Origin of the sequence: Pseudomonas sp. RU47 (assembly GCF_004011755.1) — a bacterium.
In the GTDB taxonomy this organism is placed as follows: Bacteria; Pseudomonadota; Gammaproteobacteria; order Pseudomonadales; family Pseudomonadaceae; genus Aquipseudomonas.
Genome location: NZ_CP022411.1, coordinates 5,409,574 through 5,432,315, shown reverse-complemented (window position 1 = coordinate 5,432,315; position 22,742 = coordinate 5,409,574). Strand labels below are relative to the sequence as shown.

The following is a 22,742-nucleotide window of genomic DNA, read 5'->3' as shown; positions in this document are numbered from 1 at the left end:
AAGGCATTTGCCGTTGAATCACCACAAGTCCCCTGTAGGAGTGAGCCTGCTCGCGATAGCGGTGTGTCAGTCGCAGGATAGGTTGAATTTTCAACCGCTATCGCGAGCAGGCTCACTCCTACAAGGGGGGGGGAAGGTTTCGATGAAGTGGTGAATCAGGGGTGTGGGATTCTGGCGATAGGCGAGGGCGACGGTGCTTTGGCAATCGGGATCGGTCAGCGGCAGAAAGCGCACGCCGCTCGGCGCAATGTCCTGCATCGATTCCGGCAGCAGGGCGATGCCGAACCCGGCCTGAATCAACTGTAACTGCGTGGTTTTGCGCGACATCACCCGCGCAGCTTTGGGGAAGAAACCCTGACGCATGCACAGATCGGCACACAGATAACTCAGGCCGCCACGTTGTGGGTGCGGGATCGAGATGAACGCTTCGTCCTTCAACTGTGCCAGGTCGACACGCTCAGCGGCGGCCAACCGATGATCCATCGGAACCGCCAGCAGCAATCGCTCAGTGAACAGCGGCACAATCTGAATCCCTTCACGCTGACGCAACACTGGCAGGCGCAGCAGGCCGATATCGAGTCGGCCCTCGGCCAATTCTTCCAGTTGCGCCTCGGAAGACAACTTGCCGATGTCCAGCGATACACCGGGTTGTTGCTGCAGATAAGCGCCGATGTCACTGAGCAAACGACCGCTGATCGACACGGTGCTGGAATGGCTGAGGCGCAAGGTGCCGAGCTGACCATTGCCGACCTCAGTGGTCATGGCGCTGGCTTTGCTAAGTTCATTGAGCAGATTGCGTGCCCGCGGCAGAAACGCTTCGCCCGCCGCGGTCAGTCTGGGCTGGCGCGCCGTGCGTTCGAATAACGGCGTTTGCAGACGCGTTTCCATGTCCTTGATTTGCCGGCTCAGCGCCGATTGCGCGATAAACAGACGCTCGGCCGCCGCACTGAAGCTGCCGCATTCAGCGATTTCCACGAAATAGCGCAATTGACGAGTCGAAAGCACAAGTAATGCCTTTTTGAGATGAGTCGGTGGCTTTGAAGATATTAGTCGCAAGACACCGGGCTGGCTAAAGTCATCTCAGGCTTATTAAGGAAGCGCATCGATGAGCGTGGTGGGGTTATTGAGTGAGTGGTCGTGGGGGGCCGGTGGTTGGGCGGTGATCGGGCTGGGCATCGCCTTGGCTTACATCGTGTTCGGCATTGCCGGATTCGGCACGGCACTGGTGGCGGGGCCGATTTTGATTCTGTTCATGCCGTTGTCGAAAATTGTGCCGTTGCTGGTGTTGCTGGACTTTGTCGCAGCGTTCGGCAATCTGCTGCCGTCACGGCGCGATGTGGCGAAACCGGAGTTGTTGCGGCTGCTGCCATGCATGGCGGTGGGTTGCACGTTAGGGGTGATTTTTCTGCTCAACCTCAAATCCGATGTGTTGCTGTTGCTGATGGGGCTGTTTATCAGCGTTTACGCGATTTACAGCCTGTGGGTGAAAGCGCGGCCAGCGCAGTTGGCGGCGGCGTGGGCAGTGCCGATGGGGACTGTGGGTGGATTGTTCGGGGCGTTGTTTGGCAGTGGCGGCTTTTTATATGCGATTTATCTCAACAGCCGTCTGCCGAAAGAGGCCGCCAGGGCCACGCAAAGTGCGCTGATCAGTTGCAGCACGGTGGTGCGCTTGAGCCTGTTCGCCATCGCTGGTGTGTATGCCGAGCTACCCTTGTTGATGCTGGCGCTGTGTCTGTTGCCGGCCATGGCGTTGGGGTTGTGGATCGGGCGGCGGTTGACCATGCGTTTGTCACGCGAGGCGTTCGTGCGGCTGGTGACGTGGCTGGTACTGGCGAGCGGGCTTGCGCTGATCGGGCGTTACCTCAGCACTTGACCGGATTTCGTCAGGGATTAAGCTGCCGGCTTTAAGGGCCTCTTCGCGAGCAAGCTCGCTCCCACAGGTAGCGCATACCAATGTGGGAGCGAGCCTGCTCGCGAAGGCGTCAGAAGCCACACCGCAGGACTTTCCATGAATTCGCAAAGCATCATCGTCCCGAAAATCTCCACCCTGCCGGTCCACGAACCCCGGGCCCGGGCGATTCTGCGCTGGCTGGTGCGCAAGAACATCATCAAAGAAGAGCTGAGCACCTGTGGCCGCACCGGCAATCGCATGGCTTACGCGATCGCCGACGGCGCGAGGGCCGTGGTCCTGCACCCGCAAGCGTTGCCATTCGGTGAGCCGATCAACGGCCTGGAGATCGTCACCAAGCGTTGCATCTACACCCCGGCGAAGGGCTTTCTCGAAGAGGCCGGTTGCGCCGAGTGCCGTCGTGAAGTCGGCGAAGCCCTGTTCGAAAGCCTCGAAGACTGGTTCCCGGGCCGCACCGATAACTTCACTTGCCCGGAATGCGGGCATGAAGATGACATCAACGGTTTTCTGTTTTTGCAGGAATGTGCGTTTTCCAACCTCGGTTTCATCTTCAACAACTGGCTGGAGGCGGGCTTCAAGCAAAGCTTTATCGATGAGTTTGCTGATTGGCTCGATCAACCTGTCTCTTGGGTCAAGGTGGAGCTGTAGGGCCGGGGATCTCCGTATATCAGCAACATTGATATTAAGCTGAGTTTTACATTGAACAGCAGGGGGTGTCTGACTATAATGGCGCGCTTCCATTTTCCCGCTCGGGAGCCCCCGCGATGCTGCGTATCAGCCAAGAAGCTCTGACATTCGACGACATTCTCCTAGTGCCTGGTTATTCCGAGGTGCTTCCTAACGAAGTCAGTCTCAAGACCCGCCTTACCCGTGGCATCGAACTGAACATTCCTCTGGTTTCTGCTGCAATGGACACCGTCACTGAAGCCCGTTTGGCAATCGCCATGGCTCAGGAAGGTGGCATCGGCATTATCCACAAGAACATGACCATCGAGCAGCAAGCTGCCGAAGTGCGTAAGGTCAAGAAGTTCGAAGCCGGCGTCGTCAAGGATCCGATCACCATCGAGGCTGATGCCACGGTGCGTGACCTGTTCGAATTGACCCGCATGCACAATATTTCCGGCGTTCCGGTACTGCACGATGGCGACCTGGTCGGCATCGTCACCTCCCGTGACGTGCGTTTCGAAAGCCGTCTGGAAGCCACCGTCCGTGAAGTGATGACGCCCAAAGAGCGTCTGGTCACGATCAAGGAAGGCGCGAGCAAAGACGAAGCACGCGAACTGCTGCACAAGCACCGCATCGAGCGTGTGCTGATCGTTGACGACAAATTCGCCCTCAAAGGCATGATGACCGTCAACGATATCGAAAAAGCCAAAGCCTACCCGCTGGCCAGCAAGGACGATCAAGGTCGTCTGCGCGTGGGCGCCGCTGTCGGCACCGGTAAAGACACCGGTGACCGCGTTGCCGCTCTGGTCAATGCTGGCGTTGACGTCGTGGTAGTCGATACCGCGCACGGTCACTCCAAAGGCGTGATCGACCGTGTTCGCTGGGTCAAAGAGAATTTCCCTGAAGTGCAGGTGATCGGCGGCAACATCGCCACCGGCGCTGCTGCCAAGGCTCTGGCCGAAGCAGGCGCTGACGCAGTCAAGGTCGGTATCGGCCCTGGCTCGATCTGCACCACCCGTATCGTCGCCGGTGTCGGCGTCCCGCAAATCAGTGCCATCGCCAACGTTGCCGCTGCCCTCGAAGGCACTGGCGTTCCGTTGATCGCCGACGGCGGCATCCGTTTCTCCGGTGACCTGTCCAAGGCCATCGTTGCCGGTGCTTCCTGCGTGATGATGGGCTCGATGTTCGCCGGTACTGAAGAAGCGCCGGGCGAAATCGAACTGTTCCAGGGCCGTTCGTACAAGGCGTATCGCGGCATGGGTTCGCTGGGCGCCATGTCCCAGGCACAAGGCTCTTCCGACCGCTACTTCCAGGACTCCTCGGCAGGCGCCGAGAAACTTGTTCCGGAAGGCATCGAAGGCCGTGTTCCTTACAAAGGCACCCTGAGCGCGATCATTCACCAGTTGATGGGCGGTCTGCGTTCTTCGATGGGCTACACCGGTAGCGCCAACATCGAAGAAATGCGCACCAAGCCTGAGTTCGTGCGGATCACCGGCGCTGGTATGGCCGAATCCCACGTCCATGACGTGCAGATCACCAAAGAAGCGCCAAACTACCGCGTAGGTTGAGCCTTCAAGCAATAAAGTAAGCAACCGGGGCTGTTTGATTCAGCCCCGAGTTGTTTCTGAATCACGACTGTTTCTGAACGACTTAGACGAGACTGAATCATGGCCCTCGATATTCACGCTCACCGCATCCTGATCCTCGACTTCGGCTCGCAATACACCCAACTGATTGCCCGCCGGGTGCGCGAAATCGGTGTGTACTGCGAACTGCACCCGTTCGACATGGACGAAGATGCGATCCGCGAATTCGCTCCTAAAGGCGTCATCCTCGCCGGCGGCCCCGAGTCCGTGCACGTCGCCGACAGCCCGCGTTGCCCGCAGGCAGTGTTCGACCTGGGCGTACCGGTCTTCGGTATCTGCTACGGCATGCAGACCATGGCCGAGCAACTGGGCGGCAAGGTTGAAGGTTCCGAACTGCGTGAGTTCGGTTACGCCCGTGTTGACGTGGTCGGCAAGAGCCGCCTGCTCGACGGCATCGAAGACCACATCGACGCTGACGGCCTGTTCGGCCTCGACGTATGGATGAGCCACGGTGACAAGGTCACCAAGATGCCGGAAGACTTCCACATTCTGGCCAGCACCCCGAGCTGCCCGATCGCCGGTATGTTCAACGACGACCGTGGCTACTACGGCGTGCAGTTCCACCCGGAAGTAACCCACACCAAGCAGGGCGGTCGCATCCTGTCGCGCTTCGTCCTCGACATCTGCGGCTGTGAAGCCCTGTGGACCCCGTCGAAGATCGCTGAAGACGCCATCGCCAACATCCGCGCACAGGTCGGCACCGACAACGTGCTGCTGGGTCTGTCCGGCGGCGTTGACTCCTCGGTAGTTGCTGCGCTGCTGCACAAAGCCATCGGCGACCAACTGACCTGCGTCTTCGTCGACAATGGCCTGCTGCGTCTGCACGAAGGCGAGCAAGTGATGGCCATGTTCGCCGAGAACATGGGCGTCAAAGTGATCCGCGCCAACGCTGAAGAGCAGTTCCTGAACAACCTGGCCGGCGAAGCCGATCCGGAGAAGAAGCGCAAGATCATCGGTCGCACCTTCATCGACGTCTTCGATGCCCAATCGAACAAACTGGACAACATCAAGTACCTCGCTCAGGGCACCATCTACCCGGACGTGATCGAGTCGGCTGGCGCGAAAAGCGGCAAGGCCCACGTGATCAAGTCGCACCACAACGTGGGCGGCCTGCCGGAAGAGATGAACCTGAAACTGGTCGAGCCACTGCGCGAACTGTTCAAGGACGAAGTCCGTCGTCTGGGCCTGGAACTGGGTCTGCCGTACGACATGGTCTACCGTCACCCGTTCCCGGGCCCGGGCCTGGGCGTGCGCATCCTCGGTGAAGTGAAAAAGGAATACGCCGACCTGCTGCGTCGTGCTGACCACATCTTCATCGAAGAACTGCGCAAAGCCGACTGGTACCACAAGGTCAGCCAGGCATTCGTCGTGTTCCAGCCAGTGAAGTCGGTTGGCGTTGTTGGCGATGGCCGTCGTTACGCCTGGGTTGTCGCCCTGCGTGCCGTAGAAACCATCGACTTCATGACCGCACGTTGGGCACACCTGCCTTACGAATTGCTGGAAACCGTCTCCGGCCGCATCATCAATGAAATCGAAGGCATTTCGCGCGTCACTTACGACGTGTCGAGCAAGCCGCCGGCGACCATTGAGTGGGAGTGATCCCGCGCACGCCTTGATGGCGTGACGGCAGGCAGATCAAGAGGCCGCGTGAAACCATGTTTCACGCGGCCTCTGCGTTTTTGACGTTCTCTATCACCGAAAACTCAATCAGGGATTCGGCTTTGCAGGATCAGCCCAGTCTCGACCAGACGCTGGGACATCTCTTCCAGGCTGGCAAATTCGACGTCATTCACGCGCTGCCAGGCGGGTCGGTGGATGGAGAACTTGCCGTCGCTCAAGCGAGTGATTGCGGTGCGCTGGAGCATGCCTTGCTTGCTGCGATGGATCAGGGTGTAGGCATCGCCGGTTTTCTTGAACAGATACATGCCGCGCCTATGCAGCAGATTTTCCAGCGTCACCTCGCTCCAGTTCACCTCGGGTGCCTGGACTTTCAAGCGCAAGTCGGCGCGAAGCAGATCCAGATTGCCTTGTCTGGCGCCACTGCCAGGAGAGCTGCCGCGTGGTATTTCAATGCCCGGATCGACATCCACACCCAGTTCTTCATCGGCTGCGACTTCATCAATACGCAGGCCGATCCCTCTCTTCAATTCACTGACGCCCGCCAGCCCTCTGAAGGTGTTGGTGTTGTGAGCATCCGTTACTACGATCCATTTTTCCGGGCTGTTGAGGTAAGCATCCCCCGTCATGATGTCGTTGGTCAGGTAGGTGCCCATCATCTGCTCGTCGACGGAGGGCAGCGGTGTTTTCATTTTGTAGCTCGCCGCGCAGTCGATGGCCTGAAGCCGAACACCGTGGCTTCTGGCGACCTTGACCAGTTCAATCGGGTTGAAACGCCCGCCCGGGTCAGTGCCGAGACTGCTCAAGTAGGTGTGCAAATCCGCAGACATATCGCCGCTCGTGAAGTAGCGGTTCAATTCCACTTGAGCGAAGTCACTGAGCAGGCCACGCATGTAGAGCGTTTTCGCATGCCGGGCCAGCGCCGGCATGTTTTCAATCAGAAAACGCATACTGGCGATGCGGTCGAGAGTTGCTCCCACCACCAGTCCTGAAGCGTTTTCGAAAACTCCGTCGATGAGGTCGGCCAGTGGCATCAGGCGGTTGATCTCGGGGATCGACGGACGCGCAGGCTGGGTAATCCACGGTAGGTTCTTGAAAAAGCTTCTGGCTGAGCGCTGCAACAGCTGGCGTTTGCCGACTGCATACAGCTCGAACGGGTCTTCGATGCCAAGACCGCCAGCACCGTCGCTCTGCATTTGGGCATGGGTTTCATCCAGGTTCAGCGCCCAGCCCTTTATCGAGCGGCGCACAGTCGGATCGATATCGTAGGCGCTGCGCACAGCGCGTGGCGGGCGCGATGTCGACGGTTGCGGATCTGCCAGCGGTTGCGCGGGCGTCTCGGGTGTCTCGGGCGCTGCGGGTTCGAAGGTGTCGAGTTGGATATCGGGAGTGCATTGCTTGCCCATGCATTGTCCGCCACCCTTGAGTCCCAGCGTCGGCATCCGCTCCCATTCACCGGCACCATTGAGGCGAATCGGCAAGGAGTGGACAAGCTGGTTGGGCCTTTGCGGATCAACGATTGCCCAGTCGCCAGCGCCATTCGAGTCAGCGAAATAACGCACGTAGTACGGATTGTCGTTCATCAGAATGGCGTAGGGCGGATCAGTATCGAGTCGGTAAATACCCTGGTATTTACCGGACTCTTCGCCGAGTGCGGTGCCATCGAGCAATTCGTTGCACTGATAACGTTCGGGCACCGGTGGCGGTGCAGCCTTTTGTGCTGGAACCAGCACCGTTTCATCAAGGTTCGGCACGGCAATGTCGACATCGTCCGGCACCATGATCTGTGTCGGGTTTTCAGCTTCGACGGAGGGGCTCAGGAATTCGCTGTACTCGGCCATTTCAGCGGCCTCAGCCGCATCGACCTCAGCGCCCACCTCCAGCATCGGCCCGGTGCCGATGAGCAATGGAAGGTTGAACAGCAGATTGATGCCATTGAGCACCGCACCCAGTACGCCGGCCTTGCGCTCGGCCCTGGTTTTAGCGTTTTGCGCCTGATCGATATTCAGGCCCATGTTCGCGAGGGTGGCGCCAATCACCGGCAGCGCCAGCGGCCAGCCGACAGTGGCCATCGGCCCAAACGCTTTGAGGCCGGCACTCAGGTAGCCGATCCACAGTTTTTTGCGCAGATCGCCATTCGATGTCAGAGACAGCTGAGCTTCTGCGAACATCGCCTGGCGGGTCGAATCGCGTAGCCAACTGAACGCATCATCAGTCAACAGCAGGTTTGTGCGGTTGATCAGGTGATGGTCGGCCCGGCCCCAGGTGCCGACCAGCCGATTCATCAGGTCGGTCACGTTCTCGGTCATGTGCTGACGGTCGGCGAGTGCAAAATGCTCCATGAAGGCCGCGCGGCGGTTCGCGTCGTTCATTTGGTCAAGCACCCACCAGTGCAGGTCTGCGGCCGTCTCCTTGACCACGAACGCCTTGGTTTCACCGGGCAGGTAAATAATCTGCCGGCCACCGGGATCGACAATGCGCAGGAGTTGCGTGGCGACATGCCCGTCAATGTCGAAGGCGTATACATCCCCGCTCGCCATGTGACTCGCTTGCAGCATGCTCAGGGTTACCGGCCAGCTGACAGGCCCCACTACCGAGTCGACCAACCATTGAAAGTCACTGCCGGTGAGTTGCCCAAGGTCGAGCGCCTGCACCGCGCGGCTGAGGAAATTGCACTTGGCCAAGGTGCGGAAATCATCGGCGTGGCTGTTCCAGAAGTCCGTCAGAGTGGCGCTGTAATGACCACTGAAGTCGAGGCTCCAAAACGATTTCAAGACCTCATTGCCATGCAGGCGAACTTGGTTTTTTTCGTCGAAGTTTTCGCCCTGCGGACCCTCTGTATAGAAGCCGCCGTACAGATCGAGAAGATCGGCGTTGTCTTGGTCGGTGGCGCGAAAACGATGAATCACCAGTTGTGTCAGCGTTGTCGATTCGTAGGGTTTTTCGCGGATGTGCTCCCACCCGGTAAACGAGCGAGTGCTGCTCTGGGCTGTCTTGAAACGATGGAAATACACCTGATCCGGATCAAGGCTCGACAAGCCTTTTGCTTCGAGCAGATCACGCGCGGCTTCGCGTGCTGCATCCTGCAGGCCGGGGCAGTTTTGCACGACAGTAAAGGCGATCCGCTTGAGAGCTGCTTTGTCTGCCGGGCTCGGCAGAGGAGGTTGCTGGGCTGCGTTCATGCTTTCTCCATCCTTGAGAAAATGAAGGCCGAGCATGGCCTGTTCGCTCAAGGGGAGTGCACTACATATGTACCGCACATTGTCGTTCGAAACGTGCGGGGGTCAGCGTCGTGCCACGTCGGAGAAGTAAAACTTGTCCAGGGTGTGCCGCGATTCGGTGTACTCGAACTGACGACCGTCCTGGAGGAAGGTCTGGTTGCTGACCACGATCACATGGCTCTGGCCGTCGAGGTCCAGGTGCAGTTGATCGTCCTTGCTGCGCGGCACCGCTTCAATGGTGCGCTGGGCGTAGGCAATCTGTAACTGCAAGGTCTGTTCGATATGCGCATAGATCGACTGCTCGGCGATGTCGAGGGACAGGCCGGGAATCACATCGCTGACAAAGTGGTTGATATCGAGGATGACCCGTTTGCCATCGATCCGCCGCACGCGTTTGATCCGCGTGATCAGGCTGCCGGGCTCGGCATGGATGTGCTCGAGCAGCGCGCCTTCAAGCGGGATCTGGCTCAGTTCGACTACCTCGGTGCTGACATCGTTGCCGAGGCGCGGATAGGTCTCTTGAAAACTGACGATGCCGCCGAGCTGAAATTCGATCGGATTGGTCGAAAGCACGAAGGTGCCTTTGCCATGGATCTTCTGCGCAAAACCGCGTTCCTGAAGCAGCTCGATCGCCTTGCGCACCGTGCCGCGGCTGGCCTGATAGCTGTCCATCAGTTCGGTTTCGGAAGGCAGGCGGGCGCCGCGCTCCAAGCGCTCAGTCGTGATGCTGGCCAGCAGATCGCTATAGATCTGGTTGTATTTACTCATGGGGAGGCTCGGTGCCGACGGTGCTCAAAGCTTCGAACCTTAAGGCCAGGGTAGGGCTTTGTCCATGTGGACGATGGAAACACCTTAGGGTCAAGTAGGAAAATTCGTCGTTGGTCTGGTGGGAACATACATAAACAAACTCGTCTGTACGAGTTGTTGCATTAACTCGTACAGACGAGTATTTTTCGCTTCGGCGTGCTGCCAATAACAACAATCCACAGCGGAAGAACAAGCATGAGCCACGACTATCCGAACATTGCCAGGCAATTGCTGCACAGCCTCGGTGGCAGCGACAACCTCGAACAGGCCGCCCATTGCGTCACGCGGTTGCGACTGGCCCTGAAGGACCCGAGCCTGGTCGACACTGCGACGCTCAATCAGATCGATCTGGTCAAAGGCTCGTTCTTCACCGGTGGTTTGTATCAGGTGGTAATCGGTCCGGGCGAAGTGGAAAAGGTCTACGCCGAACTGCGTCGGCAGACCGGCCTCGCTGCGTCGACCATCGCTGACGTCAAACAGAAAAGCGCCGAAAAGATCAACGCCATGCAGCGTCTGGTGCGGGTGTTCTCGGACGTGTTCATGCCGATCCTGCCGGCGCTGATCATTGCCGGCCTGTTGATGGGCATCAATAATCTGCTCGGCGCCAAAGGCATGTTCATCGAAGGGCAGACCCTGCTCGATGCCTACCCGAAACTCGACGGGCTCTGGAGCCTGATCAATCTGATGGCCAATACCTCGTTCGTGTTTTTGCCGGCGCTGGTGGGCTGGTCAGCGGCCAAACGTTTTGGCGGCAGCGAGATCCTCGGCATCGTGCTCGGCCTGATGCTGGTGCACCCGGATCTGCTCAACGCCTGGAACTACGGCAAGGCCGTGGCCGGGCTGGACGGGCAGCAACTGCCGTACTTCGACATTCTCGGCTTGTTTCAGGTGGAAAAGGTCGGTTATCAGGGGCAGATCCTGCCGATTCTGTTGGCGGCCTACGTGATGAGCGTCATCGAAAAATGGTTGCGCGCCCGCGTGCCGAACGCCATTCAATTGCTCGTGGTGCCGATTACCACCATCGTCGTCACGGGGGTGCTGGCGCTGGCGGTCATCGGCCCGGTGACCCGCCACATCGGCATCTTCATTACCGAAGGGCTGGTCATGCTGTTTGACCTGGCGCCGATGGTGGGCGGCGCGATTTTTGGACTGCTGTATGCGCCGCTGGTGATCACCGGCATGCATCACATGTTCCTCGCGGTCGATCTGCAATTGATCTCGACCCAGGGCGGTACTTTCATCTGGCCGATGATCGTCATGTCCAACCTCGCCCAGGGCAGTGCAGCGCTGGCGGTGTTCTGGATGACCCGTAATGCACGGGACAAGAGCATGGCATCGACCTCGGCGATTTCCGCTTATTTCGGTATCACGGAACCGGCGATGTTTGGCGTCAATCTGCGCTACAAGTTTCCGTTCTATGCCGCATTGACCGGTTCGGCGCTCGGCTGCGTATTCCTCTCGCTGAACAAGGTTCAGGCCTCGGCCATCGGTGTCGGTGGCCTGCCGGGCTTCATCTCGATCATTCCGCAGTACATCCCGATGTTCGTCATCGGGATGCTGATTGCCATGCTCGTGCCGTTTGTTCTGACCTGTGCATTGAGCATGAAGATTGTCCGGCCCGGTTATCGGGTTGCCTGACATTATTGAAGGAGTTGCGCCATGCAAGACTGGCAGCGTTCGGTGATCTACCAGGTCTATCCGAAGAGTTTTCATAGCCACGCCGGCAACCCGACAGGGGATCTGCGCGGTATCGTCGCCAAGCTCGACTACCTGCACTGGCTGGGCGTCGATTGTTTGTGGATCACGCCATTCCTGCGTTCGCCACAGCGCGATAACGGCTATGACATAAGCGATTACTACGCCATCGACCCGAGCTACGGCAGCATGGCCGATTGTGAATTGTTGATCGCTGAAGCGGGCAAGCGCGGGATCAAGCTGATGCTCGACATCGTGGTCAATCACACCTCGATCGAACATGTCTGGTTCCAGCAGGCGCGCAGCAGTCTCGACAACCCTTACCGTGACTTCTACATCTGGCGTGATCAGCCGAACAACTGGGAATCCAAGTTCGGCGGTTCCGCCTGGGAATATGAAGCCCAGACCGGTCAGTACTACCTGCACCTGTTCGACCACACTCAGGCCGACCTGAATTGGGATAATCCCAAGGTGCGCGCCGAAGTGTTCAGGATGATGCAGTTCTGGCGGGACAAGGGCGTTGGCGGTTTTCGTCTGGACGTGATCAATCTGATCTCCAAGCCAGAAGACTTCCCCGAAGACAACAGCGATGGCCGACGTTTTTATACCGACGGGCCGAATGTCCACGCGTACCTGCAGCAGATGCACCGCGAAGTCTTCGAAGGCCACGACCTGATCAACGTCGGCGAGATGTCGTCGACCAGCCTTGAACACTGCGTACGTTATTCGAATCCGCAGTCGAAAGAATTGTCGATGACTTTCAACTTTCATCATCTGAAAGTTGATTATCCGAACCTGCAGAAGTGGGTGCGCGCCGACTTCGATTTCCTTCAACTGAAGAAAATCCTGTCCGACTGGCAGACCGGCATGCAGGCCGGTGGTGGCTGGAACGCGCTGTTCTGGTGTAACCACGATCAACCGCGAGTGGTTTCGCGCTTCGGCCATGACGGTGAGTACCGTGAACTGTCGGCGAAGATGCTCGGCATCGCACTGCACTTTCTGCAGGGCACGCCGTTCGTGTATCAGGGTGAAGAACTGGGCATGACCAATCCGGGGTTCGAATCGATCGAGCAGTATCGCGATGTCGAGACGCTGAACATCTTTCGCCTCAAGCGCGAAGCCGGCAGCAGCGATGCCGAGAACATGGCGGCGATCATGCAGAAATCCCGCGATAACGGTCGTACACCGATGCACTGGGACGCCGGCCCGAATGCCGGTTTCAGTAGCGTCGAACCGTGGATCGGCGTACCGGCCAATGCCGCGCAGATCAACGTTGCCCACCAGCTTGATGACCCGGAATCAGTGCTGCATCACTACCGCCGTCTGATCGCGCTGCGTCGCCACGAACCGTTGATCACTGAAGGGCTGTACCGACAATTGCTGCCGGAACATCCGCAAGTCTGGGCGTATGTGCGTGAAGGTGATGCCGAGCGCCTGTTGGTGGTGAACAACTTCTACGGGACACCCTGTGAAGTGGAATTACCGGCGACGGTCATCAGTGAATCGATGAGACAGCGACAGTTGATCAGCAATTATCCGGACGGCGCGTTGCGCAAGCGACAGGTGATGCTGCGACCTTACGAGTCATTCGTCGTGCACCTGATCGATCCCTGACATTTAACTAAAAAAACCAGCTTTCAAAAAAACACGCAGTGCACTGCGCGGGGGATTTTTGCGCGCCGAATTCATGCAACCAGACAATAAAAACAATGGGGTGGCTTATGAAAACAACAATAAATCGCAGCCTTGCAGTCGCAGGTTTTTGCCTGGCCTTACCGCCGACTTCACAAGCGCTGGAGTTTGGCGGTTACTTGCGTAGCGGCGTCGGTACGTCGGTCAACAGTAGCGGTCAATCGTGCTTCCAGTTACCCGGTGCGCAGACCAAATATCGCTTGGGTAACGAATGCGAGCAGTACGGTGAACTGGAACTGCGCCAGGATTTGTACACCCTCGACGACGGTTCGGTGCTCAGCGTCGATGGCATGGCCTCGTTGTATAACCGCTACGACCGCAGCCCCACCTTCAAAGAAGACAATGGTTCGATACGCTTGCCGCAGGCCTACGCACAGTGGTCGGCGGTGCCTGCGCTCAATGGCGGTTCGTTGTGGGCGGGGCGCCGTTACTACAAGCGAAATGACATTCACATTTCCGACTTCTATTACTGGAACCAGAGCGCCACGGGAGGCGGGGTCGAAGACGTGCTGATCGGCGACCTGAAATACAGCTACGCCTTCTCGCGCAAGGACAACCTGTACCAGAAGGACTACATCAATCGGCACGACTTCAACGTCGCCGGTTTCAAGACCAATCCTGGCGGTGAGCTGGAGTTCGGTTTGAGCTACATCGACAAGCCTGACAGCCGCGATGCCCACCGGGGCTGGGCGATCACCACGCAACATGTGCAGACAGGCTTTCTCGGCGGCAAGAACAAACTGGCGCTGCAATATGGTGAAGGGCCGGGCACCGGGCTGGGTTATACCGGCAACGTCAAACTGGACGACAGCAACAAGAGTTACCGGATCGTCGAGTTTTTCGACTGGCAGGTGACCCCGCGTTTTGGTGGACAAGTCGCTGCGGTGTATCAGAAAGACATTCGCCCTGACGGTGCCGATCAGAACTGGATCTCCCTGGGCGTGCGTCCCACCTACGCGCTCAGCGAACACTTCAAACTGGTGAGCGAACTGGGCCACGATCAGGTCGAAGCGCCGGGCGGCACGCGCAAGCTGAGCAAATTCACGTTTGCCCCGACCTGGTCGCCCAAGGGGCCAGAGTTCTGGGCGCGTCCCGAGGTGCGTCTGTATTACACGTACGCCACCTGGAACGAGGCCGCCAAGCGTGCGGCCAACCAACTGGCGAAAGGTTCGGCGTTGTCCGACACCGGCGCCTTCGGTAATGCCCGCCACGGTGCGAATGTCGGATTGCAGGTCGAATACTGGTGGAAATAAGCGATGCTGATGGAGCATTGCGCTCCATCGGCACTTCAACGCATAAAAATGCAGGTGACGTCATGGCCACACCCCAACAATTGCAACTGCTGGCTCCCTTGTCCGGTGTCCTGATGGCGCTGGACGAGGTGCCCGATCCGGTGTTTTCCGGGCGCGTGATCGGCGACGGTCTGTGCATTGACCCGACCTCGTCGACCCTGTGCGCACCGCTGTCCGGGATCATCAGCAACGTGCAGGCCAGCGGCCATGCCGTCAGCATCACCGATGACCATGGCGTTCAAGTGTTGATGCATATTGGCCTCGATACGGTGAACCTCGCCGGGCAAGGCTTCACCTCTCTGGTCGAAGAGGGGCAGCGGGTTGCAGCCGGACAGGCGCTGATCGAGTTCGATGCCGATTACATTGCCCGCCATGCGCGCAGCCTGTTGACCCTGATGTTGGTGGTCAGTGGTGAGCCGTTTACCTGGCTGAGCGCGCCGAGCGGACGGGTCGAAAGCGGCCAGCCGTTGCTTGAGCTCGCCGCAGTGCAGGCAATCAGCGAGGTGGCTGTCGCGGAAGAGGGCCAGGTGCTGTTTTCGCAAACGTTGAGACTGCCCAACCCCAATGGCCTGCACGCGCGTCCGGCTGCGGTGTTCGCGCAAACAGCAAAGGGGTTTGGCGCAAGCATCTGCCTGCACAAGCAACAATCCCAGGCCAACGCCAAATCCCTGGTGGCGATCATGGCGTTGCAGACCGCGTTTGGTGACAGTGTGCAGGTCAGTGCTGTCGGTACAGATGCAGACGCTGCAATCAATACACTGACCCGCTTGCTGGCCGAGGGCTGTGGCGAAACGGTAGCAGCAGTGGCACCTGTCGAGGTGGTTGAAGTCGAGACGCTGACGCTTCTGCGTGGGGTCTGCGCATCACCCGGTTCGGCGTTGGGCCAAGTGGTGCAGATCAGCGAGCCGGTCTTCGACGTCAGCGAGTTCGGCGGCGGAGCAGACGTCGAGCGCGAGGCCTTTGCCAATGCGCTGATCGAAGCGGATCTGGCCTTGCAGCATTTGCGTGATACCGCCGCTGGCGAGGCCGAAGCCGAGATCTTCAAGGCGCATCAGGAACTGCTCGAAGACCCGGGTCTGCTCGATCAGGCCCAAGCGCTGATCAGTGCGGGCAAAAGTGCGGCATTCGCCTGGCGTTCGGCCACGGACGAGACGGCGGCGATGTTTCGGCAACTGGGCAGTGCGTTACTGGCCGAGCGGGCGGCGGATCTGACCGATGTCGGGCGTCGCGTGCTCAAGCTGCTTTTGGGTGTTGGCGAGCAGGCGCTGGAGCTGCCGCAAGGGAGCATTCTGATCGCCGATCAACTGACTCCATCGCAAACTGCCCGAATCGATACCAGCAAAGTGTTGGGTTTTGCCACGGTCGGTGGCGGGGCGACCAGCCACGTGGCGATTCTCGCCCGCGCCTGTGGCCTGCCGTCGATCTGCGGGGTGCCGGTGCAAATGCTCGCACTGAGCAATGGCACTCAGGTTTTGCTCGATGCTGACAAAGGTGAACTGCAGGTGCGTCCTGACCCCGCGACGATCCATCAATGGCAGGCTCGCCACACGCAGCAGCGTCAACGCCATGAGCATGAGCTGGCCAATGCAACGCTCGCCGCCAGGACCCGTGACGGGCATCACGTCGAGGTATCGGCTAATGTCGCTTCATTTTCCGAAACCGAGCAGGCGATGGCTTCGGGTGGCGCGGGCGTCGGCTTGCTGCGATCGGAGTTCCTCTATATAGGGCGCAACCATGCGCCGAGCCATGACGAACAGGTCGCTACTTACAGTGCGATCGCTCGCTGCGTCGGATCTGCACACAATCTGGTGGTGCGCACCCTCGATGTCGGCGGCGACAAACCGCTGGCCTATGTGCCCATGGACAACGAAACCAACCCGTTCCTGGGGGTACGCGGCATTCGCTTGTGTCTGGAGCGCCCGCAGTTATTGCGCGAGCAGTTCCGGGCCATGCTCGGCTGCTGTGATCTGACACGTTTGCACATCATGTTGCCGATGGTCACGCAGCTGTCGGAGCTGCGTCAGGCGCGGCAGATGCTGGATGAGGAGGTGCTGGCGCTGGGGCTGACGGAACGGCCGAAGCTGGGGATCATGATCGAAGTGCCGGCCGCAGCACTGATGGCGGATCTGTTTGCGCCGCTGGTGGATTTCTTCTCGATCGGCACCAATGACCTGACGCAGTACACCTTGGCCATGGATCGCGATCACCCGCGCCTGGCCAGTCAGGCGGACAGTTTTCATCCATCGGTCTTGCGCTTGATCGCCATGACCGTGAAGGCTGCGCACGCCCATGACAAGTGGGTCGGTGTGTGCGGGGCGATGGCCTCTGAACGTCTGGCGGTGCCGTTGTTGCTGGGGCTGGGCGTGGACGAGCTGTCGGTGAGCGTGCCGATGATTGCGTCGGTCAAGGCAACGGTGCGCGAGCTTGCGCTAGCGGATTGTCAGATCATCGCGCAACAGGTGCTCGGTCTGGAAAGCGCCGGGCAGGTGCGCGAGGCGTTGCAGCTGTTTCACGAGGCAACCGTCGATACTTTACGGGTTCTGGAGAACTGAACATGTTCGATCAATTGCAGAAGGCATTCTGGAAAGCCCTGACACCGGATCTGGTCGCGGACACACCGAAAGCACCGGCCGAGCCGACTGGCGAGTTGAGCGCCGCTATCGTTGCGGCGCTGGGCGGAGTGGATAATCTTCAATCGCAGCAACAACTGGCGCTGACGCGGGTGCGGGTTGTTTTGCGTGATGTGTCGAGCATGGATCAACAGGCGTTGAGCGCCGCCGGTATTGCGGGCGTCATGCCCTTGGAGGGTGGTGTGGTGCATTTGATTACCGGGCTGCGACCGTAAGCCGATCAGTGGCGTGCGGCCTCAGGTCGCCCTTACTGTTTCTCAACCGCAGGTGTATCGTATTCGCCTTTTACGGGCCTTCAGGGGTCTGTCGCTGATACGTGAGGTAGTTGAGTTCATGTCCTTTACCCGTCGCCAAATCCTCGGTGGCCTGGCCGGTCTTGTTGTCGTTGGTGTCGGAGCGGGGGGCGCGTCGCGTTATTGGCTCGGGAAAATGGCTGACGCTGAGGCTGGGCACGATTACGAGCTGATCGCCGCGCCACTGGACGTGGAGCTGGTGCCGGGGCACAAGACCGAGGCTTGGGCATTCGGCCCGTCGGCGCCGGGCACCGAGTTGCGCGTGCGTCAGGGTGAATGGCTGCGGGTGCGCTTCATCAACCATCTGCCGGTGGCGACGACCATTCACTGGCACGGCATTCGTCTGCCGCTGGAAATGGACGGCGTGCCGTACGTGTCGCAACTGCCGGTGTTGCCGGGCGAGTACTTCGATTACAAGTTCCGCGTACCGGATGCCGGCAGCTACTGGTATCACCCACACGTCAGCAGCAGCGAAGAACTCGGTCGCGGGCTGGTCGGGCCGCTGATCATCGAAGAGCGCGAGCCCACCGGTTTCAAGTACGAAAAGACCCTGAGCCTGAAGAACTGGCATATCGATGACGAAGGCAATTTCGTCGAATTCAGCATTCCTCGTGAAGCAGCGCGTGGCGGCACGGCGGGGCGCTTGTCGACGATCAACGGTGTGCCGACCCCGGTGATCGAACTGCCGGCCGGGCAGATCACGCGGGTGCGTTTGCTCAACCTCGACAACACGCTGACTTACCGCATCAACATTCCCGGCGTCGAAGCGAAGATTTATGCGCTGGACGGCAACCCGGTCGAACCGCGGCCATTGGGCAAGGAATACTGGCTCGGTCCGGGCATGCGTATTTGTCTGGCGATCAAGGCGCCGGCGGCGGGTGAAGAGCTGTCGCTGCGCAACGGGCCGGTACGTCTGGGCACGCTGCGTTCGGTGGCCAATAACGATGCGCCGAATGACTGGCCGAAAGCGCTGCCCGCCAACCCGGTAGCTGAGCCGGACCTGGCCAACGCCGAGAAACTCAACTTCAATTTCGAATGGGTCGGTTCGGTGTCGGTCGATGTCGACAACGGGCGGCCGCCGAGCCTGTGGCAAATCAACGGCAAGGCTTGGGACATCACCGACAAGACCTGCGCCGATCGACCGATCGCCAGCCTGAAACTGGGTCAGAGCTATATTTTCGAACTGAAGAACATGACTCAGTACCAGCACCCGATCCACCTGCACGGCATGAGTTTCAAAGTGATCGCGTCGAACCGGCACAAGATCATTCCGTACTTCACCGACACTTATCTACTGGGCAAGAATGAGCGCGCGCAAGTGGCGCTGGTGGCCGATAATCCAGGGGTGTGGATGTTCCATTGCCACGTGATCGACCACATGGAAACCGGCCTGATGGCCGCCATCGAGGTGAAGTGATGCGCCAGATTCGCCCTGCCGCGATCATCGACCGCAGCCGTGATCGCGACTTCATGCGCGAAGCCCTGGCCCTCGCCGCACAAGGCGCAGCCCTCGGCGAAGTGCCGGTGGGTGCAGTGCTGGTGCAGGATGGCGAAATCATCGGGCGCGGCTTCAATTGCCCGATCAGTGCCAGTGACCCGAGTGCCCACGCGGAAATGGTCGCTATCCGCGCGGCCGCGCAAGCGGTGGATAACTATCGGCTGCCGGGCAGCACCCTGTATGTGACGCTGGAACCGTGCAGCATGTGCGCCGGTTTGATCGTGCATTCGCGGGTGGCGCGGGTGGTGTATGGGGCGCTGGAGCCGAAGGCGGGGATTGTGCAGAGTCAGGGGCAGTTTTTTACCCAGGGATTTTTGAATCACCGGGTGTTGTATGAAGGCGGGGTGTTGGCCGAAGAATGTGGCGCCGTGCTGACCGAGTTCTTCCGCGCCCGAAGAGCAAAAAGCCCCTCACCCTAACCCTCTCCCAGAGGGAGAGGGGACTGACCGAGCTGGATGGGCGAGGTCCGCCGACCTGAGATACCGAGTCGAACTCAAGTTTTGAAAAGCCCAAAGATCGGCTCCCTCTACCAGTGGGAGAGGGGACTGACCGAGCTGGATGGGCGAGGTCCGCCGACCTGAGATACCGAGTCGAACTCAAGTTTTGAAAAGCTCAACGATCAGCTCCCTCTCCTAGGGGGGAGGGCTGGGGGTGAGGGGTGGGCTCACCGCGGTGTTTGGGCGATTGGATTATTTACGAGCGACAATCACCGCCCGCATCGGCGCCGGCAAACCTTCAATGGTTTTGCTGTGATCATCGGGATCAAGAAAGTCGCTCAGCGACTGATACTTCATCCACTCGGTACCGCGCTGTTCTTCAACCGTTGTTGTGCTCACATCAACGCAACGAATGTCGGTAAACCCCGCACGACGAAGCCACAATTCCAGCGCCGGCACCGACGGCAGGAACCACACGTTACGCATCTGCGCATAACGGTCTTCCGGCACCAGGACCTGATGCTTGTCGCCTTCAACCACCAGCGTTTCCAGCACCAGCTCGCCGCCCTTGACCAGGCAATCCTTCAGCGCCAGCAAATGCTCGATCGGCGAACGGCGGTGGTAGAACACGCCCATGGAAAATACTGTATCGAAACCTTCCAGATTCGGTGGCAAGTCTTCGAACGGGAATGGCAGGTGCCAGGCATTCGGCTCTGACAGATAACGTTGCACCGCCTGGAACTGGCAGAAGAACAACCAGTTCGGGTCAACACCGATCACACTGTTCGCGCCGGCACCGAGCATGCGCCACATGTAGTAACCATTGCCGCAACCGACATCGAGGATGCGTTTGCCCTTCAGATCCAGATGCTGGGCGACGCGTGACCATTTCCAGTCCGAGCGCCATTCAGTGTCGACGTGCACGCCAAACAGATCGAACGGCCCTTTGCGCCATGGCGACAGACCCATCAGTGCAGTACGCATCTGCGCGCGGGTTGCGTCGTCGCAATCGGTGTCGAGTTTCAGGCCGTTAAGCAGATCGATTTCGCTCGGCTGAATTTTCGGCAAGGCATCCAGCGCACTTTGCCAGCGCTCCAGATCGCCGTGACCTTTCTCCATTTTCTTGTCGAGTTGCGCTTGCAGGGTGTTGGCCCATTCGGCCAGTGGCGTGCCGGCCAGACGGCGGGCGAGGGGGGACAGATCAATCATGGCAAGGCAATCAACGAGGCAAAGTTAAGACACTGGAACCACGGCACGACTTTCGAGAACCCGGCGGCCAACAGGCGTTCGCGGTGTTCTTCGAGGCTGTCGGGCTTCATGACGTTTTCGATGGCGCTGCGCTTCTGGGCGATTTCCAGTTCGCTGTAGCCGTTGGCGCGTTTGAAGGCGACGTGCAGATCGGTGAGTAGCGCGTGTTCTTCGGCATCGTTGAAGCGCAGCTTCTCCGAGAGAATCAGCGCGCCGCCCGGTAGCAGCGATTGGCGGATGCGTGAGAGCAACGCGGTGCGCTGATCGGGAGCGATGAATTGCAGGGTGAAGTTCAGCGCCACCACCGAAGCCGGTTGGAAATCGAGGGCGAGAATGTCGCCTTCGATCACTTCCACCGGCAGCAACTCCTGGAACATCGAGTCCTGACCGTTGAGGTATTCGCGGCAGCGCTCAACCATCGCCGCCGAGTTATCCACAGCGATCACCCGGCAACCGTCGGTGCGCACGTGACGGCGCAGCGCTTGAGTGACCGCGCCCAGCGATGAACCGAGGTCGTAGAGCACACTGTTCGGCTGGGCGAACTGCGCCGCGAGCACGCCGAGGTTTTCGACGATGGTCGGGTAACCCGGCACCGAGCGCTTGATCATGTCCGGGAACACCCGCACCACGTCTTCATTGAAGGCGAAGTCAGGCACCTGGGCCAAAGGCTTGGCGAAAATACGATCGGGTTCTTTGCTCACGGCGGTTCCGGCGGTGTAAATGGAAAGGCCGGCATTTTAGCCAAAAGGGCGCGGGGATGCTTGGGTTGTCTGATAAAGCGTTTTTTTGCCGGTGATCGTTCCCACGCTCCGCGTGGGAATGCCGCCCCGGACGCTCCGCGTCCCTGCGCAAATGACGCAGAGCGTCACAGGATGCATTCCCACGCGGAGCGTGGGAACGATCAGATCCGTTTAGTCTGGGAGAACGCCGAGGCCGCGATGCCCCACTGGCCCAGCCAGTAGCTGAGGATGATGACGTAAGGTGCCGCGTGGAAAGGGGCGACGAAACGGTCGATACCGATCACGCTGTCCGAAAATACAAACGCCAGCGCACCACCCGCCGCCAATAGCGCCGAACGTTTCGGCACATCGGTGCCCAAACGGGCCAGCGCGCGCCAGAGCATCGCGCTGATCGCCGTGCCATAAACAATCACCGGCACCAGCAATGGCCCAAGACCGCTGGAAATCAGAAGACCCAGCAGCACCGCGCCCACTCCGAGGGCAAGTACCAGCGGCAAAATCGCCAGACGCTTGCAGTCACTCAGATAAGCCTTCAGATAAGCCAGATGCGCGACCAGAAACGCACCGAGGCCAAATACAAACAGGTCCCCCGGCCAGGCCAGCAACACATCACCCAGCAACGAGAAAATCAGACCGAGACTGATCCAGCGCCGATAGTCGCTGGGTGGCGCATCGTGCAGCCAGCCAAGCAATGCCAGCACCGGCAACGGTTTGACCAGCAGGCACAGCAACGCTGCATGGGTGCTGACGCCGTAGAGAAACGTCACCGCGCCCATCAGCGCCAGAATCAGCCAGCCCACGATCAATTCACCGAAATGGCGCAGTCAAAGGTTTCCACTGGCAACACTTCTGGTGCCCACGGTTGTTGCGAAGTCAGGCGCAGGCGCCCGGTGCCGGGGGCGAAGGCCTGGAAGCGCCAGGTCGACAAACCCGCTGCGCCGACCACGCCGGCATCTTCCGGATTGCTGTAGACCTCTGGGCTGAGGGCGCGGAGCACGCCGCCGGCGGAATCCTGAATGGCCCAGCGATAACCCGTGGTCGGGTTGCTTGGCAGCATGATGATGAGGTTTTGTCCGTTGGTGAGCCGCACCGGGCATTCGCTTTGTTTTTCCACGGTCACGTTGTGTTTCGGTTGCGTGGCGCAGGCGGCCAGCAACGAGAGGGCGAGGGGGAGAAACAGGCGAGTGGGGGACATAAGGTCAGCGGCTCCGACGTTGGCGACGAACGGCGAGCATAACTGAAGATGAGACAAAGTGTGACAACACCAAGCCCTCACCCTAGCCCTCTCCCAGGGGGAGAGGGGACTGACCGGGGGATATTCCAGAAGTCCACCGACCTGAAATAGATCATT

At 59.4% G+C, this 22,742-nt stretch carries 18 protein-coding genes; 11 read left to right on the top strand and 7 right to left on the bottom strand.

Annotation, left to right across the window (positions count from 1 at the left end):
• Positions 1-90 precede the first annotated feature (90 nt).
• The gene (locus tag CCX46_RS24635) at positions 91-1,005 is read right to left on the bottom strand and encodes a LysR family transcriptional regulator (RefSeq protein ID WP_127929656.1); all 915 of its coding nucleotides are present in this window, start codon (positions 1,003-1,005) and stop codon (positions 91-93) included.
• 100 nt (positions 1,006-1,105) lie between these two features.
• Between CCX46_RS24635 and CCX46_RS24630 the strand changes: the two genes are divergently transcribed.
• From CCX46_RS24630 to guaA, 4 genes are all read left to right on the top strand, one after another.
• Positions 1,106-1,873 carry a sulfite exporter TauE/SafE family protein gene (locus CCX46_RS24630; RefSeq protein WP_127929655.1) on the top strand — a complete coding sequence of 256 codons (768 nt, stop codon included), beginning with the start codon at positions 1,106-1,108 and terminating at the stop codon, positions 1,871-1,873.
• Between the two features lie 135 nt (positions 1,874-2,008).
• Positions 2,009-2,557: a sugar ABC transporter ATPase gene (locus CCX46_RS24625; protein ID WP_127929654.1), complete on the top strand. Its 549-nt coding sequence runs from the start codon at positions 2,009-2,011 to the stop codon at positions 2,555-2,557.
• A 116-nt stretch (positions 2,558-2,673) separates the two neighbouring features.
• Positions 2,674-4,143 (top strand): IMP dehydrogenase, encoded by a 1,470-nt coding sequence (guaB, locus tag CCX46_RS24620; protein ID WP_007916845.1) that lies wholly within the window; start codon positions 2,674-2,676, stop codon positions 4,141-4,143.
• 99 nt (positions 4,144-4,242) lie between these two features.
• Positions 4,243-5,820, top strand: a complete 1,578-nt coding sequence (guaA, locus tag CCX46_RS24615) for a glutamine-hydrolyzing GMP synthase (RefSeq protein ID WP_127929653.1) — start codon at positions 4,243-4,245, stop codon at positions 5,818-5,820.
• Positions 5,821-5,924: 104 nt separating this feature from the next.
• Here the strand turns inward: guaA and CCX46_RS24610 are convergent, their stop codons facing one another.
• The gene (locus tag CCX46_RS24610) at positions 5,925-9,020 is read right to left on the bottom strand and encodes a membrane-targeted effector domain-containing toxin (protein ID WP_127929652.1); all 3,096 of its coding nucleotides are present in this window, start codon (positions 9,018-9,020) and stop codon (positions 5,925-5,927) included.
• A gap of 102 nt (positions 9,021-9,122) precedes the next feature.
• A complete protein-coding gene (gene treR / locus CCX46_RS24605) occupies positions 9,123-9,827 on the bottom strand; it encodes a trehalose operon repressor (protein ID WP_122844573.1) in 705 nt (234 codons plus the stop codon).
• Between the two features lie 234 nt (positions 9,828-10,061).
• Here treR and treP point away from each other — a divergent pair, with 234 nt between their 5' ends.
• From treP to tadA, 7 genes are all read left to right on the top strand, one after another.
• Positions 10,062-11,504 carry a PTS system trehalose-specific EIIBC component gene (treP, locus tag CCX46_RS24600; RefSeq protein ID WP_127929651.1) on the top strand — a complete coding sequence of 481 codons (1,443 nt, stop codon included), beginning with the start codon at positions 10,062-10,064 and terminating at the stop codon, positions 11,502-11,504.
• 21 nt (positions 11,505-11,525) lie between these two features.
• Positions 11,526-13,175 (top strand): alpha,alpha-phosphotrehalase, encoded by a 1,650-nt coding sequence (gene treC, locus CCX46_RS24595; RefSeq protein ID WP_127929650.1) that lies wholly within the window; start codon positions 11,526-11,528, stop codon positions 13,173-13,175.
• Between the two features lie 107 nt (positions 13,176-13,282).
• Entirely contained in the window at positions 13,283-14,506 is a 1,224-nt protein-coding gene (locus tag CCX46_RS24590; protein ID WP_127929649.1) for a maltoporin, read from the top strand.
• Between the two features lie 62 nt (positions 14,507-14,568).
• Positions 14,569-17,097 carry a phosphoenolpyruvate--protein phosphotransferase gene (gene ptsP, locus CCX46_RS24585; RefSeq protein ID WP_127929648.1) on the top strand — a complete coding sequence of 843 codons (2,529 nt, stop codon included), beginning with the start codon at positions 14,569-14,571 and terminating at the stop codon, positions 17,095-17,097.
• A gap of 2 nt (positions 17,098-17,099) precedes the next feature.
• Positions 17,100-17,390 carry a PTS transporter subunit EIIB gene (locus tag CCX46_RS24580; protein ID WP_127929647.1) on the top strand — a complete coding sequence of 97 codons (291 nt, stop codon included), beginning with the start codon at positions 17,100-17,102 and terminating at the stop codon, positions 17,388-17,390.
• Between the two features lie 118 nt (positions 17,391-17,508).
• Positions 17,509-18,885, top strand: a complete 1,377-nt coding sequence (locus tag CCX46_RS24575; protein ID WP_127929646.1) for a multicopper oxidase family protein — start codon at positions 17,509-17,511, stop codon at positions 18,883-18,885.
• On the top strand, positions 18,885-19,385 hold the full coding sequence (gene tadA, locus CCX46_RS24570) for a tRNA adenosine(34) deaminase TadA (protein WP_053123497.1): 501 nt from the start codon (positions 18,885-18,887) through the stop codon (positions 19,383-19,385). The genes CCX46_RS24575 and tadA overlap by 1 nt, the downstream gene beginning before the upstream one ends.
• Positions 19,386-19,655: 270 nt before the next feature.
• On the opposite strand, the gene cmoB is transcribed toward tadA, so the two are convergent.
• From cmoB to CCX46_RS24550, 4 genes are all read right to left on the bottom strand, one after another.
• On the bottom strand, positions 19,656-20,612 hold the full coding sequence (gene cmoB / locus CCX46_RS24565) for a tRNA 5-methoxyuridine(34)/uridine 5-oxyacetic acid(34) synthase CmoB (protein ID WP_127929645.1): 957 nt from the start codon (positions 20,610-20,612) through the stop codon (positions 19,656-19,658).
• Entirely contained in the window at positions 20,609-21,352 is a 744-nt protein-coding gene (cmoA, locus tag CCX46_RS24560; protein WP_007916813.1) for a carboxy-S-adenosyl-L-methionine synthase CmoA, read from the bottom strand. The genes cmoB and cmoA overlap by 4 nt, the downstream gene beginning before the upstream one ends.
• A 200-nt stretch (positions 21,353-21,552) precedes the next feature.
• The gene (locus CCX46_RS24555) at positions 21,553-22,191 is read right to left on the bottom strand and encodes a lysoplasmalogenase (RefSeq protein ID WP_177413881.1); all 639 of its coding nucleotides are present in this window, start codon (positions 22,189-22,191) and stop codon (positions 21,553-21,555) included.
• A 2-nt stretch (positions 22,192-22,193) separates the two neighbouring features.
• On the bottom strand, positions 22,194-22,586 hold the full coding sequence (locus CCX46_RS24550) for a protease inhibitor I42 family protein (RefSeq protein ID WP_007916811.1): 393 nt from the start codon (positions 22,584-22,586) through the stop codon (positions 22,194-22,196).
• Between the last annotated feature and the right edge of the window lie 156 nt (positions 22,587-22,742).